The organism is Pontiella sulfatireligans (assembly GCF_900890705.1).
Taxonomy (GTDB): Bacteria; Verrucomicrobiota; Kiritimatiellia; order Kiritimatiellales; family Pontiellaceae; genus Pontiella; species Pontiella sulfatireligans.
Genome location: NZ_CAAHFH010000001.1, coordinates 34,873 through 51,139, shown reverse-complemented (window position 1 = coordinate 51,139; position 16,267 = coordinate 34,873). Strand labels below are relative to the sequence as shown.

The following is a 16,267-nucleotide window of genomic DNA, read 5'->3' as shown; positions in this document are numbered from 1 at the left end:
CAACCTGAATACATCGAACAAAAGCAGTCTTAACATGAGATCAATGATGCAGCGCTTCGATCATATCGCCTTCGCAATCGGACAGAATATTCACCAGCGCCTTGTTGTAGGCGCGGATCAAATCCCCCGCAGCGCCTTCGCCAACCGTGACCTGCTGAATATATTCCTTCGAAAACAGTACCCGCAGGCCTTTCGCTTCTTCGTCGAACAAGGTGGCTTTGATAGCCAGCACGGCTTTTTCATCTGCTATCGACCGGTCTGAATAAAACTTCACCACCGAGACCGTCAGGCGATGGGTCATGCCGCTTCGGTTCACGATGGAAACATTCTCGAACACGCCGCTATCCGAAAACCACAGAAACAAAGCGTTGCGGAAATTTTCAGAGGGCGAAAGCAGCAGCTCGCTGTAATAGCTGTGGCCAAACTGCACATCACTCTCCCGCAGCACAAAATTGCGCACATTGTACGGAGGCAGCACACTGACGGAATCAATCCACAACTTGCCGGCCAGCGGCTTTTCCTGAAGTTGCAGCTCGCGCGGCGCTTCGAGCATATAGGTTTTCACATCGATCGACTTCTGCCACAGCTTCATGCACCCGGATGTGGCCAGCATGGCCCCGAAGGCGACCACCAAAACAACTCTGTTTCCTGTCTTCATACGTCTACCCTCTTAGTGGTTGAATTTATCTTCCGGCGGTTTGGTGAACAGCATGCCCGGCGAGCGCTTAAGCATGCGGATCAACTCACGGGTTTCTTCGGTGATGTAGCGCACATTGGCCATGATCTGCTCAACCTCGCCCCCCGAACCCTCCACAACTTTCTGCATATCAGAAACCATGGCCGTAAGATTTGAAGCGGCTACTGGGAGCTGTGACGAGGCGGCTCGGGCATTTTCCATCACTTCATCAGAGACCCCCGCCACATCGAGGGCCACGCGTCCAATGTGCTCGACGGCCAAATTCAGGTTGCTGGTAATTGTTTCAACATTATCGCCGATCCCAACGATATCGAGCGAGTTAATCTGCGCGGTTATACGCTCCAGCGATCGGCTGATCAGGGACATCATCGAAGGCACAGAAGGAATGTAGGTATACTGAGGCGTCCAATCGACGGGCAACGTATCAGCCAGTCCCTCTTCAACAAAATCAGCCTCAAGAAAAGAGAGTCCGGTGATCCCTTGAGGCACCAGCTTGACCCGGAGGCCCTGTGTCACCTGCATGGCTATTCCGTCAACCAATATCTGCGGATCGCTTCTCACCGCCGCCTCATCGATTGCAACGCGGATCATTACATACAAATGCTCAGTCTCATACACCTCGGACGTCAGCTTAATCTCGTGGACATTGCCGATCTTCACCCCGCGAAACTTAAACGGGGTACCCACGTCAACCCCCTGAATCGATTCGTCCAGGTAGGTTTCCAGAAAACAGGTCGGTGCCCGAAGTGCGTCCGAGCTGAATGCAACGATGCCCAGAACGCCCAGTGCCAAACCGGCTAGAACGAAAAGCCCGATTGCAAAATAATGCGGTTTGCTACTCATAGTTTTCTCCCATCAGCGATGCAGAAGGTGCATGTCTCATTCATCCGTCCCCGCCGCTTGGCCCTTCCGGTTAAAAAAATTGCGCACCCAGGGATTGTCCGAGGTGTCTCTCAGCTCCGCCGGTTTCCCGTCGGCAATGATCTTCTTGGTCTTCGCATCCAGCATAATTACGCGGTCGGCGATTTTATAGATGCTCGGAAGCTCATGCGTAACGATGACAAAAGTAATATTCAAGGTACGCGAGAGATCGATGATCAGCTCATCGAGTTCGTCCGCGGTGATCGGATCGAGCCCCGCCGACGGCTCGTCCAAAAACAGGATTTGCGGTTCCAGCGCCATGGCCCGTGCAATCGCCGCGCGCTTCATCATGCCCCCGCTGATTTCAGCCGGCATGTGGTGCGTGTAATCGGCCAACCCCACCAGGCTCAGCTTCATGCGGGCAATCAATTCGCGGGCATCTTCCTTGAGATCGGTGAACTCCTCCAAAGGCAGGCAGACGTTTTCCAGCAAGTTCATCGAACCAAACAACGCCCCGCTCTGGTACATAACGCCGAAACGGCGAATCACCTCGTCGCGCTCTGCGCCATGCGAATTCACTACGCTGGAACCGCCGATCTTAATGTCGCCGGACGCCGGAGGGTAAAGCCCGATCATATGTTTCAGCAACGTCGATTTCCCGCAGCCGGATCCGCCCAGAATCACAAAAATCTCGCCGCGCTCCACGTTGAAAGTAAGCGAATCAAGCACCAGCCGATCGCCATAGCGCGCCGTCATGTTTTCAACTTTAATGATGGGATCGGATTCAGACATTTAAATTCCAAGAAAGTAAAAGAGCACGGCAAACAGACCGTCCGCCAAAATAATCAGAAGAATCGAACTGACCACCGCGCGGGTGGCCGAGTTGCCGACCGCACTGGCCCCCTGCCCGGTTCGGAGCCCGCACAAGCACCCCGACGCCGCCACGATCAATCCGAATGCGAGCGACTTGGCCAGCCCCCCAATAACATCCATCGAGGTCACCACGCTGGTCAGGCGGTTCACATACGTCACCAACGGATAGCCGATGCCCGTCATCACGATGGCCCCGCCCGCGATGCCGGCCAGATTCGCGTAGATCGTCAGCAGCGGCGTCATCAACGTTGCGGCAATAACGCGCGGCACCACGAGGAAGCGAACGGGGTCGAGCCCCATGGTCGTAAACGCATCAATCTCTTCGTTGACTTTCATCGTGCCCAATTCCGCTGCAAATGCGGAACCGGTGCGGCCCGCCACAAGGATCGCCGTAATCAAAGGCCCCAGCTCGCGGGTCACCGACTTACCCACAAAATCGGCGATGTAGATTTCAGCACCGAACTGCGCCATCAGCACCGCGCCCTGAAAGGCCATGATCAGCCCCACCAGCACCCCCATGATTCCAATGATCGGAAGCGCACGCACGCCGCTGGCGTCGGCGGTGATCAGCAGATCCTTGATCCGCAGGGTTTTCGGATGCAGGAGCGTCTTGAATAAAACGAAGCTCAGTTCGCCAATGAAAGCAATCTGGTCGCGAAGCATCCCAAAAAAATTCGAGGTCGCCTTGCCGACCTCTTCCACAAAGACGCGGCTACTTTTAGGAAGGGCAGGTTCTGCATCGGCCAGCTTTTCCAACGGATAGAGCGCCAGCAGTTTTTCATAGTCGCGGGCCAAACCGGCCAACTCAAAATGAATATTTAAACGGGCAGCCACACGCTTGAGGTTGAGTAGAATCGAAATGCCCGCCCCGTCGCAATAGGACAGGCCTTCTGCATCAATCTTAATGGAACGAGGCGCAGCGGATTTAAACACCGCATTGGTTTTTTTCCAGACACCCGGCGCCGATGCCAGATCCAGGCGCCCACACAGCACAACGTCAACCTGCCCGGCGGTCTGAGCAATGGAAACATCAGCTGGCTGTTCGGAGTCGCCCCTTTTCATACTGGGGATTCTAAGATGTCGCGACTCTTTCACAAGCGAAAAAGGCAAAAGATCGCGATGGGTTTCTTCAAGCCAGACTTTGCGCTCTTTGCGCTCTTCTGTTCAAAATCTGTGTTAAGAACACCAATTTCCTGATTGAGTATTAGGTATGTTCGTGGCTGGAAATGTGCTTTTCGCAGAAGCATTGGGCGCAAGTGGAGCAGTAGCGGAAGTCTAAGGCCGGATCGCTCTTGTCGGTTGCGCCGCACTCGGCGCAAACATGGCGGGGCTGATCCGCCTCCACCGCCTGCTCGCTCTGAAAGGCTTTGCGCCGTTTCCCGGCCTTGAAGCTGTTGACAAGGGCCTTGCCGAAGAAGAGGCCATAGTTAATGAAAGCCGCCAACACGCATAAACGGCTTCCCGCATCCCCCGAAAAGAGAGTCAAAACATAAGCCCCTACCGTCAACCACCCCAGCCACTTCACTTTGACAGGGAGAATAAAAAAGAGGCGGAACTCCACATTTGGAAAAAGCGTGGCAAAGGCCATAAAAACGCAACCGAGGAAATAGGTGTTGGTGATGATGGCTCCAGGACTGATGAAGGCCATGAGAACGGTCAGCAGATAGCCGCACAAAATGAACAGGTTGAAGTGGAAGGCGCCCCAGCGCTCTTCCAATGCATGGCCCATGAGATAAAAAATATAAAAAGCGAAAAACAGCCAGATCGGACTCAGCGTTTTGGGCATCATCATGAATGACAGCAACCGCCACCATTCGCCGCGGTCCACCACCGAGCTTCCATGAAGAATGAGATCGACCTCCTTGGCATAGCCCCCCATCAGCAGCACGACGCCGATCGCCTGAATGGCAATTAGATAGATGGCTAGGTTCGGGATCGCCCAAGAGCCGAAGCGTTTTTCAAGTTTATCGATAATGTTCATGGGAGCAGAAGGTAGTCCAAACGTCCAAGAGTTGGAAGGTTGGAATCCTTCAAATCAACAATTCACCGAAACGATCACTTGCAACCGCACGCTTCCGATCCGCATCCGGCCGTTTCGGGCCCCTTGGCCAGCTCGCGGATGGTGGAGTACGGGAAGAAGCCGGTGTTGTGCCCGTCCGACCAATCAACCATGATCGCATAGTTGCCGATGATGCCGACCTTTTCCGCATGGATGTCCATCGGTATGCTCTTCGGATCGAGGAGCGGCGCACGGGTCATTTCGTCCACGCACAGCGCGCAGCTGCAGGCGCGGCGAAGCGCCGTGTTGGAAACGGTCGAGGTTTCGCCGTCCGGCCAAGTCAGCGTGATGGTCTTGGCATCATGCACAACCTCCGGCCGTTCTACCTTTTCGAGCACCTTTTTGCCGAGCGTGCGGATAATGATGTCAGTCGTCTCGTTGGCAATTTCGCTGCCATCCAACGCGTCCAACGAGCCGCTCAGGCTTCCCGTCATCGGAAGTTCCGCGATCGTCTCCAGCCCGAAACGTTCTTCCAGCGTCTTTCCACCGGCCTCGCCGAAGATGTAGTGCTTCTTGTCGCATCCGTCGCAAATAAAGTAGGCCATGTTTTCCACGACGCCGAGGACGGGCACATTCACCTTGTCGAACATCATGATGCCCTTGCGCACATCCGTCAGCGAAAGCTGGTGCGGCGTGGTCACAATAACGGAAGCGTCGATCTGCACCGACTGGGAAATGGTCAACTGAATATCGCCCGTGCCGGGAGGCATGTCGATGATCAGATAGTCCAGCTCGCCCCAAACGACGCCGTGCAACAGCTGCTGCGTGTATTGCGCAACCATCGGTCCGCGCAGCACCGCCGGGCCATCGCCCATCAGAAACCCGAACGACATCAGCTTTACGCCTTCGGCTTCCTGGGGAATAAATTGGTTCTCAGCGGTCGCACGCACGCCCGGTTCATGGAGATTGAACAGCGTGGGGATCGACGGGCCGTAGATGTCCGCGTCCAGCAGACCCACCTTGACGCCGCGTGCGCCTAGCGTCTTGGCCAGCATGGCCGCTACAGTGGACTTGCCCACCCCGCCCTTGCACGAGCTGACTGCCAAAATATATTTTACATCCTTCAGTCCGCTGTCCTCGGCCGTCAGCTGGCGGTCTTCGCGCTTGCGGGCGGTCATATTGACCAGCACCGTTTCAACGCCGTCAATATCGCCGACCAGATCAATCGCCTGCTTTTGAAAAACCGGGCTCAGCGGGCAGGCCGGCGTGGTGAGCTCGATCGTGAACGAAACCGTTGCGCCATCGATGACCATGTCCTGCACAAACCCGAGCGAGACAATGTCTCGCTGAAAGTCGGGGTCGATGATTTTGCTTAGTTCTTTTAAAATAATTTCTTCAGTAACCATGTTTTCCTCTCAAACCTATTTGTTGGGCAGAATGATTTTCGTGCCGACTGGATGGAAAAATCATTCTGCCACTCAATTATTCTGCCTAAATCAATCCCAGCGCCAACAGCGCGGCGGTGGACATGCTTTCGCGACTCCAAGGCGGATCAAAAACGAGTTCGATATCAACATCCTCAACGCCTTCGGTTTCCTGCACAGCGCGCTGGATGTTGCCCGGAATCCGCTCGGCCTCAGGACAGTTCGGCGTGGTCAACGTGATTTGCAGATAGACCTTGTTGTCTTCGTCGATCTCAATTTTATAGATCAAGCCGAGGTCGTAGACATTCACCGGAATCTCCGGGTCGAACACCATCCGCAGCGAACGGACCACCTTCAAAAACAGTTCTTCATTCGCTTCTTTCAGCGGGGTGCGTTCTTTTTTCTTTTTTCCAAACATAGGTCGTGATCCGTTAGTCGTGAGTCGTGAAAATTATTCTGCCACTAAATTATTCTGCCTATATCATTCCGTAGAAATGTTGCCTTGCAGTTTTTTCAGTGCGGCGTCGAAGGTGTGCCAGGCGAGGGTCGCGCATTTGACGCGCACCGGATAATCCTTCACACCGGCGAGCACCTTCAACTTACCCAGCGGGACGTCTTCCGGGTACGGCTTGTCTTCGGTCAACGCATGGTGGAAGCTGTCAAACAGCGCAGTGGCCTCTGCCTCAGTCTTGCCCTTGAGCGCGATGGTCATCATCGAAGCCGAGGCAGTGCAGATGGCGCAGCCGTTTCCGTCGAACGACACATCGTCCACCACTCCGTCTTTCACAACCAGATAGACATCGATCTGGTCGCCGCACAGCGGGTTGTCGCCGTGGGCAAACCCGTCGGGGGCTTCCATCTTCCGGAAGTTGCGGGGGTTTTTGTTATGGTCGAGAATGACCTCTTGATACAGCTCGCGTAGATTTTCCATTAAGCAAACATTCCTATGGTTTTATCGATGGCCTTGGCCAACACGTCGATTTCCTGAAAAGTATTGTACATCCCAAACGAGGCGCGTGCAGTGGCCGGAATCTTGTAGCGCTCCATGACCGGCTGCGCGCAGTGGTGTCCGGTGCGGATGGCGACGCCTTCGGCATCGAGCATCGTGCCGATGTCGTGCGGATGCACCGTATCAAGGACGAACGAAACCAGACCGGCCTTTTGGTCGGCCTCGCCGATGATCCGCAAGCCGTCAATTTGCTTCAGCTCCATTGTTGCATATTCAAGCAAGCCGTGCTCATGCGCCGCAATGGCGCTGAGCCCGATCTTCTGCACATATTCAATGGCGGCGCCGAGTCCGATTGCTCCGGCAATGTTCGGCGTGCCTGCTTCAAACTTATACGGCAGCGTGTTGTAGGTTGTGCCCTCGAAGCTGACCGACAGAATCATGTCGCCCCCGCCCCGGTAAGGCGGCATGGCATTGAGCAATTTTTCTTTCCCGTAAAGCACGCCGATGCCGGTCGGGCCATAAAGTTTGTGGCCAGAAAAAGCATAGAAGTCGCAATCCAATGCCTGGACGTCAACCGGAATGTGCGGCACGGACTGCGCGCCGTCAACCAGCACAGGAACGCCCTTGGCGTGCGCGGCATCAATGATCGTCTTGATCGGATTCACCGAACCGAGCGCATTGGAAACATGCACCACCGAAACCAGCTTGGTGCGCTCGCTCAGCAGTTCGGCAAAGCGGTCCATCTCCAACTCGCCCTTGTCCGAGATCGGAACCACCTTCAACTCGGCGCCGGTCTGCTCGCAAACCATCTGCCACGGAACGATGTTGGAGTGGTGCTCCATGTGGGTGATTAAAATTTCATCGCCCTTTTGCAGCAACGGCCGTGCATAGCTCTGCGCCACGAGGTTGATCGCGTCGGTGGTGCCGCTGGTAAAGAGCACTTCATGCATGCAGTCGGCATTGATGAAGCCGCGCACGGAAGCGCGCGCGTCCTCATAAGCCTTGGTTGCATCCTGGCTCAACTGATGCACACCCCGGTGAATGTTGGAGTAGCCCGATTCGTAGAGCTCTTTTATGGCATCAATCACTTGAACCGGATGCTGGCTCGAGGCCGCATTGTCCAGATAAACGAGCGGCTTTCCATGAATCTGCTTTCCCAGAATGGGAAAGTCGTTCCGGATCGACACTACGTCATACTGTGCAGTGTTGTTCATGCAGAAACTTTCTCCAGCCAGGCATGCACCAAATCCTCGATCTTGATCTTGACCACTTTGCACTTCACTTCATCAAGCACCTCGTTGGCAAAAGCAAAGGTCAGCATGGCGTGGCCCTTCACAGGGTCGATGCCGCGCGTCTGCAAATAATACAGCTCAACGTCATCCAGCTCGCCAATCGTAGCGCCGTGGGTGCATTTAACATCGTCGGCATAAATTTCGAGCTGCGGCAGCGTATTCACCTTCGCTCCGCGGCTCAGCAGCAGGTTGCCGTTAAACTGGATGGCATCCGTTTCCTGCGCATCCTTCTGAACCAGAATGCGACCGCAGAACACCGCGCGCGCCTTGTCGTCGAGAATGCCTTTATACATCTCGTGGCTGTTGCACTTCGGCACAGCATGATCCATGAACATGTGCGTATCAAAATGCTGCTTGTCCTTGAGCAAGTAGATGCCGTTGCAGATGGCTTCGCCGCCCTCGCCCGTCAGCTTGCCGCGAATATCGTTGCGCCCCAGCGCGGAGCCAAACGTCACCGCATGGTTGCTGAACACGGCATCGGCGCCGACATGCGCTTCCAAGGTTTGGAAATGAAACGAGGCCGCGCTCTCGCGCTGCACCTTGTAGTGGTCGACCGAACCGCGGTCCGCCACAAACACTTCCGTGACCGCATTGGTCCAATAGTTTTTTTCAGTCTCGCCGATGTATTCCTCCACCACAGTGACCTTTGAACCCACGCCAGCAGAAATAAAGTTGCGCATATGGAACGCCGCGCCATCGGCGTCGGCCAGATAAACCAGGTGAATCGGCGTATCCACTTCAACGCCGTCAGTCACTTCGATAAATGCCCCGTCAGTAAAGTACGCGGTGTTCGCCGAAACAAACGCGCTTTGCGCATCCGCCAAACTTCCAATCCTTGGATCAACCAGATCCATGATGGAGCCGATGCAAACGCCCTTCGGCAAATCGCCAAAATTTGATTTTTCGCGCGACAGCTTTCCGTTTTCAAAAACCACCACGATTTTATCCAGCGGCTGGAAGTCGACCGAAGCCTCTTTCCACTCATTGGAAAACTCGGCATTCGCCACCCGCGAAACATCGGTGAAGCGCCACAGCTCTTCCTTGGTGCTCGGAAAGCCGTTCGCCTTAAAGTCGGCTTCGGCCTTTTTTCTCAATTCCTTCAGCATTCGGATTTCCTTGTTCGATATTCGAAATTCACTAGGGACCTTATTCGCTATCCCAAGAGGTGTAGCCTTCGTCTTCGAGTTCAAGCGCCAGTTCTTTCCCACCGGACTTAACGATCTGCCCGTCAACCAGCACATGAACATGGTCGGGAACAATATAGTCGAGCAGGCGCTGATAGTGCGTGATCACCAGGAAACCGCGCTCTTCGTTGCGCAGCGCATTCACGCCGTCTGCAACAACCCGCAATGCGTCGATGTCGAGGCCGGAGTCGGTTTCGTCGAGAATGCCCAGCTTCGGCTCCAGCATCGCCATCTGGAAAATTTCGTTGCGCTTTTTTTCGCCGCCCGAAAAACCGGAGTTAACCGCACGCTCCAAGAGGTCGTCGCGAATGGTGACCACCTTTTTCTTTTCCTCAATCAGATCGAGGAAATCCATAGCATCCAGCTGATCCCTGCCTTGGTATTTGCGGACGGCGTTGACCGCCGCCTTCAGGAAATACATGTTGCTGATGCCGGCGATTTCCACCGGATACTGGAACGCAAGGAACATGCCGGCGCAAGCGCGCTCATGTGCGGCTAGATCGTCGATGTCCACTCCGTTGAACAGCACCTGCCCCCTCGTCTTCACGTAGGCTTCGTTGCCTGCCAAAACATTGGAAAGCGTGCTCTTGCCGGAACCGTTGGGACCCATGAGGGCATGCACTTCGCCGGGTTTGATGGTCAGGTTGATCCCCTTCAGGATCGGCTTATCCGCCACACTCGCGTGCAGGTCTTTGATTTCTAGTAATGCCATATTTTTTCTCCAAATTCATTTTACAGAATAATTAGGACAGAATGATTGCTTCCACTATCCGCATGATCAGAAAATTATTCTGTCATAATCATTCTGTTACTTCATTATCCAACCGATCCTTCCAGACTGATTCCGAGCAGCTTTTGCGCTTCCACCGCAAACTCCATCGGCAACTCGCGGAAGACTTCCTTGCAGAAGCCGTTCACGATCATCGTGACCGCCTCTTCCGTATCCAGCCCGCGCTGGTTGCAGTAAAAAATCTGGTCCTCGCCAATCTTCGTGGTGGTCGCTTCGTGCTCCACCTGTGCGGTCGGGTTGCTGACGTCGATGTACGGGAACGTATGCGCTCCGCATTGATCGCCGATGAGCATCGAGTCGCACTGCGAAAAGTTGCGCGCGTTTTCGGCGGTCTCCACCACCTTCACCATCCCGCGGTAGCTGTTCTGCGCCTTGCCGGCCGAAATGCCCTTGCTGATGATCGTGCTCGAGGTGTTTTTCCCGATGTGAATCATCTTGGTGCCGGTGTCGGCCTGCTGCATGTTGTTGGTGACGGCCACGGAATAAAACTCGCCGACCGAGTTGTCGCCCTTGAGGATGCAGCTCGGATATTTCCAGGTGATCGCGGAGCCGGTCTCAACCTGCGTCCACGAAATCTTGGAGTTGTCGCCGCGGCAATGTCCGCGCTTGGTCACAAAGTTGTAGATGCCGCCCTTGCCGTCCTTGTCGCCGGGATACCAGTTTTGGACGGTGGAATACTTGATCTGCGCATCCTTATGCGCCACCAGCTCGACCACCGCGGCATGCAGCTGGTTTTCATCGCGTTGCGGAGCGGTGCAGCCTTCGAGGTAGCTGACGTAGGCGCCCTCGTCGGCAATCAGCAGCGTGCGCTCGAACTGGCCGGTGTTGGCCGCGTTGATGCGGAAATAAGTGGAAAGCTCCATCGGGCAGCGGACGCCCGGCGGGACATAGCAGAACGAGCCGTCGGAAAAGACCGCCGAGTTGAGCGTGGCATAATAGTTGTCCTTATAAGGAACCACCGAGCCAAGATATTTTTTCACCAGCTCGGGATGCTCCTTCACCGCGTCGGAGAAGGAGCCGAAAATGATGCCCATCTCTTCCAGCTTGCCCTTGAAGGTTGTCGCCACCGAAACCGAGTCAAACACGGCATCAACGGCAACCACGCCGGCAAACACCTCTTGCTCATGCAGCGGTATGCCCAGCTTCTTGTAGGTTTCGAGCAGCTCCGGATCAATTTCGTCGAGACTCTTTGGAGCGTCGATTTTTTGCTTCGGTGCGGAATAGTAGCTCAGCGCCTGGTAGTCGATCGGCGGAAACTCCACCTTGGCCCACGTCGGCTCTTCGAGCGTCGTCCAATGGTGATAGGCCTTGACCCGCCAATCCGTCAGCCATTCCGGCTCGTCCTTGCGCTTGGAAATGGCGCGGACAATATCTTCGTTCAATCCCGGAGGGAGGCTGTCGGATTCAATATCGGTCACAAAACCGTACTTGTATTCCTTGTCCCCCAGCTCATCGAAGGATTTTTCGTCTTCAATTTTCATATAAACCCTATATTGGTACTATTTAAAGATGGATTAAAACTGCGTTTGTGAAAGGAAATGGAATACTAGGAGTTCGACATGTCGGCCAAGGTCAATCCCTGCAGGGTATTGATCACCGCGCTGTTGACCTGCTGCCAGCTTGGGCTGACCGGACAGTTTCGCTCGCAACCCTCGGCGCTGGAGCAATCAGTGATGGCCACCGGCCCTTCAACCGCTTCGATGATCGAAGCCGCCGTGATATCCTTGGCCGGGCGCGATAGCGAATAACCGCCCTTGCTGCCTTGATGCGATTTAAGAATGCCGCCTTGGGTTAAAATTTTAAGCACCTTGCTTACGGTCGGGAGTGGAATGCCGATGGCCGCAGAAAGATCCTTCGCGTTATGAAGCAAATTCTTCTCTTGATTGGCCATGTGCGACAACAGGATAAACCCGTAGTCCGTAATTTTAGTGATCCGTAGCATGCTAACCTTCCTTAGATACCAGACCTATTTGGTCTTAATTAGTAGTCACCGTATCAGAAGGCCGGACGTGCGCAATCCTTTTTTAACAAAATTAGTACTATTTGACTTTGAAACTGGAAACTTGAAATTTGAAACCTGAAATCGAAAGGATCAGTAGGGCACCATTTTTCAGATTTCCCGTTTCAAGTTTCAGGTTTCCTCCCGCTTCGCCTCGTCCCAGAACGCATCCAACTCTTCGAGGGTGAATTGCTTGAATTCCTTGCCGGTGGCATGAACCTGGTCTTCCACCCGATGGAAACGACGGACAAACTTTTTAATGTTGTGGTTCAGCAGCTCTTCCGGATTATGGCCGAGGAATCGGCTGACATTGACCACGGAAAACAAAAGATCGCCTATTTCGTCGCGGATATCCTCTTCGTGATTGCGTCCGATCGCCTCTTTTACTTCTTCAATCTCCTCGTGGAGCTTGTCGAACACATCGTCAATGTGCGCCCAGTCAAATCCGGCGCGGGCGGCGCGCTTCTGGATTTGATGCGCTTTCTGCAGTGCGGGCAAATGCTTCGGAATGCCGGCAACAATCGAGGCAGGCGCTTCGCCCTCCCCCTGCTTCTCGACCTTCTTGATCGCGTCCCAGTTTTGGAGCACCTCGCCCGAGTCGGCCACCTGCACTTCGCCGAACACATGCGGATGGCGGCGCACCAGCTTGTCGGAAATCCCGTTGGCCACCTGATGGAATTCAAACTCGCCTGCCTCCGCTGAAATCTGGCTATGGAACACGACCTGCAGCAGCAAATCGCCCAGCTCCTCCTCCAAATGGGAAGCATTACCGCTTTCGATCGCGTCGATCACCTCATACGCCTCTTCAATCAGGTCCGACTTCAGCGACTCATGCGACTGCTCCCGGTCCCACGGACACCCGTCCGGCGCCCGCAGCTTCCGCATAACCCCCAACAACCGTTCCATCGCCTCGCCATCTTTAGCCATTTCCATTCCTCCAAGTAGTACGGGCATCCTGCCCGTGAAACATGGGCAGGATGCCCATGCCACATTTCTAAACAGAATAACACGCCATGAGCGTAGGCGATTGATAATTTTCGAAGAAAATAGTGAGCGTAGAGAAGGGTTCATGAATGGATGGGAAACCCTGAACCGAAAAAAAAGAATCGGCCTGCAGGCTTTATTCAAACGCCGGGGAAGTTGCGCCGGAAAATCCAGAAACCACCACCGAAAACAACCATTAAGCTAAGAGCTCCCGGCTCTGGAATCACGCTAAGCTCGCCTGTAGTATAGAGCTCGGAAGTATCCCAAAACAATCCTCCAGACAAAGCGGAACTGTCGATTCTTGCAAACTCGCCACTGACCCTGCCATCCCAGTTGAACATATTAAAAGTGGCACAGTTGCCGCATAAGTTGTCAAATCCGCAAAAACGAAGAAGGCTCCCTAATCCTTCCGCGCCGGGCGGGTGCTGAAGGTTTCGCAGTCTTCGGGGTTGAAGAAGTCGCGGTCGTCGGATTCGACGTAGTGGATCTCGACATCTTCGGGCGCATAGAACTGGATGTGGCCCGCCAGCTCGCGGCCTTGCTGGTTGAAGGCGTCCCAGTCGAATTCGTAGGGACTCTTGCGGAACTGGGCGTTGTAGGATTCCTGCCAATCGGTGATTTCTTTTTCCAAGGAGGCTTCTCGGAATCCAAGGACTGCGCTTAATGAAATTTGTTTATGCCTATCCCAGAGTCCGGTGGAGCGGTGAAAGGCCATTACTTTATACTTCGACGGCATCCCCGACCTCTCTTTCAATTGGATATGCAGCAATGGGTGCCTCCCCGCCTTTTTTACGAAGCACGATCGTATCTAAATCCTTGTTAAAGTCCATATCGGCGGTATAGCGCGTGATGATTTTATCGGCATAACCCGGCATGGAGAAGCGCCAGAACACCGCCTCTCCCATTTGATAGAAAATGGAAGAGGATTGAATGTAGTTTTCCCGGCACTCAGCCCCGCTTTGGCTGTTCCCGCAGGAAACCCAGTCGGAGTCCCCCACCCGGTAGCTTATCAGCACATTACTCAGCGGGTTTCCGGCCTGATCCGTGATCCAGAAAACGCCCTTGCATTCGCAGTAGCCGCGCGCAACCGCGTCCAATCTGTTCAAAACCCGCTTAACCGTTCTCCATGCCATCTTCTCTATCCCACCTTTCAAAAACATAGTACGGGCGCCAAAACGGAATCTTATTCGTTGCGGGAACTTTTTTAAAAAAATCTGTCGGAAGAGGGATCCGGTGAGAGTGAAACCTGAAACTTGAAAGTTGAAACCAGAAAGAAGAGAGGAGCCATGGTGCCAGGGGGATCGACGATCCCACAACTGTAGACGGGGTCGGCGACCCCGTTTTGCAACATCCGGGATCGACGATCCCAGCTACAGAAAACACGGAAACGAGCCCCGCCCAAAAGGGAGAGGCTCTTGCTAAAAAAGAGGGCTAAGGCAACGAAAGAACCAGATAAAACTTGCTCTGCTGGTTGGCGGGTTCCGAGTCGTACCAGACGTCGTTGTCGGCCCCGGCCTCAAAGTTGGTTATCACCATCCAGTTCGTGTTCATCAACGAATTCACATACTGAATGGAATAGGTCGTGCCAACGTTGAGGTTGGTCATGTGCAGCCCAGCATGCATCGCAATATCCAACCCAATCTCCGTCACCCGAAGGTTGGCAAGGGAGCTGTTGACCACGTCATACACATTCGACACCGCGCAATAATAGTTGCCCGCATCCACAAAACCGACATCGTCTAAGTTCAGCACAGAATTGGTATCAGCGTCTGTCGCTCTGGGACCAAACCACTTGTAATAGAGCTCGTATCCGACCGCTTCTACCGCAAAGGTCACATCCTGCCCAAGGAACACCGTTGTGCTTTGTGGTTGCGCAACAATCACCGGTGGTGATGGCTCTACGCCAGCCCCCGGCTCTTCGCCGCCAAACGCTCCCATGTCCGAAGTTTCTCCGCCCAGGATTGGATCATAATAATCAATAATCGAAGGATCGCCCGCATCGATGCACGGCGAAGAAGCGCTCAGTTCAAAGCTCCCCGGATCAAACTCCGGATCCATGAAAATGTTGTAGAGAAGGTCACAGGGATCGCCGTTGTCGTTGCTCCATATGACATTGCCGTATGGCGGATTTGCGTAACCCACAAAATCATCTATGTTATTAAAAAAACAATTGCGCTTAACATCATCACTTGATGTTCCAACTCGGGAAACAGCATTTGAGCAGCCAATCAAAATATTATTAAGAACATCGGCATCAACATTACTTTGAATATCGATGCCACGTACACAGTTTATAATAACATTGTTAATCGATTTCGGAGACCCACCACCACTATATGACCCAGATGTATAACTAATTGCAGAACCTGTCAGGTCGCTGAAAATATTACCCGAGTTTTCAGAATCCACATATCCATATCCAGCATAATAATTTTTTCTCCCTTCTCCGCGGAATGTGCAACCATTGTTAATTCCCTGAAATACACAGTTCTTGACCATCGCATTCAAGTGCACTCGTCCATCGTCTTGTGTTCCGTATGCCAGACCATAAATTGCATGGTCAATGATATTGCTGAATGAACAATTATAGATATTTACTTCCATTGTTTTGGCTCGATTAGAGGTTACATAAATATAGACTCCCGTCTTCGCATCGTTAAAGTTGCAATATCCAAATTCATTTCCGTTATTCTGGTAAAGGTATATTCTTTCCCAATAGCTTGTTGGGTTGACTCCCATAAATTCAACAGGATTCTCATGCGTCCCTACGGCCTGTATTGTGCCATTCACCCTCAATTCCACATCCGGCCCCATGACTACCTCAACTCCTGGCTCAATCACCAAACTACTTCCGGATGGAACTTCGGTATAATCGCTAACTAAATATGGATTCCCGGCAGGCGTCCATGTACCTGACGTGGTTCCATAGATTAAGGTCACAGCCTGAACGAACATGGGCGATGCAAAGACCGCCAGCATTGCGGCAACCAGAGCCACCACTGCTTTGTTTCTGTTATTGATCCTATACATGACTTTCTCCCTGTAGCTTACTTTTTTCCGGGCGGGGGAGGCGGTTCTCCCGCCATTGCATACCAGCTACCCTATATAACACGTATACGCGCGTCCTTTATGTTTCTTACACGCGAAAGGGATTTTTTTTGGAAAAAGTTTCCTAGAAGAGAAAAGAACCGCTAATGAACGCGGATAGATGCGAA

17 protein-coding genes are annotated in these 16,267 nt (G+C 53.4%); all 17 read right to left on the bottom strand.

All coding sequences use genetic code 11. The annotated features are described in order from the left end of the window. Positions 1-40: 40 nt before the first annotated feature. The 17 genes from SCARR_RS00235 to SCARR_RS00155 all read right to left on the bottom strand — a co-directional run bounded on the left by SCARR_RS00235 (position 41) and on the right by SCARR_RS00155 (position 16,082). The gene (locus tag SCARR_RS00235) at positions 41-658 is read right to left on the bottom strand and encodes an ABC-type transport auxiliary lipoprotein family protein (protein ID WP_136059541.1); all 618 of its coding nucleotides are present in this window, start codon (positions 656-658) and stop codon (positions 41-43) included. Positions 659-670: 12 nt separating this feature from the next. Then, positions 671-1,540, bottom strand: a complete 870-nt coding sequence (locus SCARR_RS00230) for an MlaD family protein (RefSeq protein WP_136059540.1) — start codon at positions 1,538-1,540, stop codon at positions 671-673. Between the two features lie 36 nt (positions 1,541-1,576). Continuing rightward, entirely contained in the window at positions 1,577-2,350 is a 774-nt protein-coding gene (locus SCARR_RS00225) for an ABC transporter ATP-binding protein (RefSeq protein WP_136059539.1), read from the bottom strand. After that, positions 2,351-3,493 carry an ABC transporter permease gene (locus SCARR_RS00220; protein WP_136059538.1) on the bottom strand — a complete coding sequence of 381 codons (1,143 nt, stop codon included), beginning with the start codon at positions 3,491-3,493 and terminating at the stop codon, positions 2,351-2,353. A 142-nt stretch (positions 3,494-3,635) separates the two neighbouring features. Next, the gene (locus tag SCARR_RS00215; RefSeq protein WP_136059537.1) at positions 3,636-4,412 is read right to left on the bottom strand and encodes a hypothetical protein; all 777 of its coding nucleotides are present in this window, start codon (positions 4,410-4,412) and stop codon (positions 3,636-3,638) included. 74 nt (positions 4,413-4,486) lie between these two features. Beyond that, on the bottom strand, positions 4,487-5,836 hold the full coding sequence (locus tag SCARR_RS00210) for a P-loop NTPase (RefSeq protein ID WP_136059536.1): 1,350 nt from the start codon (positions 5,834-5,836) through the stop codon (positions 4,487-4,489). An 85-nt stretch (positions 5,837-5,921) separates the two neighbouring features. Next, complete coding sequence (locus tag SCARR_RS00205; protein WP_136059535.1) at positions 5,922-6,272, bottom strand: iron-sulfur cluster assembly protein; 351 nt, start codon at positions 6,270-6,272, stop codon at positions 5,922-5,924. 63 nt (positions 6,273-6,335) lie between these two features. After that, a complete protein-coding gene (gene sufU, locus SCARR_RS00200) occupies positions 6,336-6,785 on the bottom strand; it encodes a Fe-S cluster assembly sulfur transfer protein SufU (protein ID WP_136059534.1) in 450 nt (149 codons plus the stop codon). Then, positions 6,785-8,017, bottom strand: coding sequence for an aminotransferase class V-fold PLP-dependent enzyme (locus SCARR_RS00195; protein ID WP_136059533.1), 1,233 nt, complete (start codon positions 8,015-8,017; stop codon positions 6,785-6,787). The genes sufU and SCARR_RS00195 overlap by 1 nt, the downstream gene beginning before the upstream one ends. Continuing rightward, positions 8,014-9,336, bottom strand: a complete 1,323-nt coding sequence (gene sufD, locus SCARR_RS00190) for a Fe-S cluster assembly protein SufD (protein WP_281281075.1) — start codon at positions 9,334-9,336, stop codon at positions 8,014-8,016. The genes SCARR_RS00195 and sufD overlap by 4 nt, the downstream gene beginning before the upstream one ends. Continuing rightward, complete coding sequence (sufC, locus tag SCARR_RS00185) at positions 9,242-9,991, bottom strand: Fe-S cluster assembly ATPase SufC (RefSeq protein ID WP_136059531.1); 750 nt, start codon at positions 9,989-9,991, stop codon at positions 9,242-9,244. Before sufC ends, sufD begins: the two co-directional genes overlap by 95 nt. 104 nt (positions 9,992-10,095) lie before the next feature. Then, on the bottom strand, positions 10,096-11,550 hold the full coding sequence (sufB, locus tag SCARR_RS00180) for a Fe-S cluster assembly protein SufB (protein WP_136059530.1): 1,455 nt from the start codon (positions 11,548-11,550) through the stop codon (positions 10,096-10,098). Positions 11,551-11,615: 65 nt separating this feature from the next. Next, entirely contained in the window at positions 11,616-12,011 is a 396-nt protein-coding gene (locus SCARR_RS00175; RefSeq protein ID WP_136059529.1) for an SUF system Fe-S cluster assembly regulator, read from the bottom strand. 189 nt (positions 12,012-12,200) lie between these two features. Continuing rightward, positions 12,201-12,995 carry a nucleoside triphosphate pyrophosphohydrolase gene (gene mazG, locus SCARR_RS00170; protein ID WP_136059528.1) on the bottom strand — a complete coding sequence of 265 codons (795 nt, stop codon included), beginning with the start codon at positions 12,993-12,995 and terminating at the stop codon, positions 12,201-12,203. Between the two features lie 457 nt (positions 12,996-13,452). Beyond that, positions 13,453-13,683: a hypothetical protein gene (locus tag SCARR_RS00165; protein WP_136059527.1), complete on the bottom strand. Its 231-nt coding sequence runs from the start codon at positions 13,681-13,683 to the stop codon at positions 13,453-13,455. An 88-nt stretch (positions 13,684-13,771) separates the two neighbouring features. Further along, entirely contained in the window at positions 13,772-14,185 is a 414-nt protein-coding gene (locus SCARR_RS00160) for a hypothetical protein (RefSeq protein ID WP_168432851.1), read from the bottom strand. Between the two features lie 298 nt (positions 14,186-14,483). Further along, positions 14,484-16,082 carry an immunoglobulin domain-containing protein gene (locus tag SCARR_RS00155; protein WP_136059525.1) on the bottom strand — a complete coding sequence of 533 codons (1,599 nt, stop codon included), beginning with the start codon at positions 16,080-16,082 and terminating at the stop codon, positions 14,484-14,486. Positions 16,083-16,267: the final 185 nt, after the last annotated feature.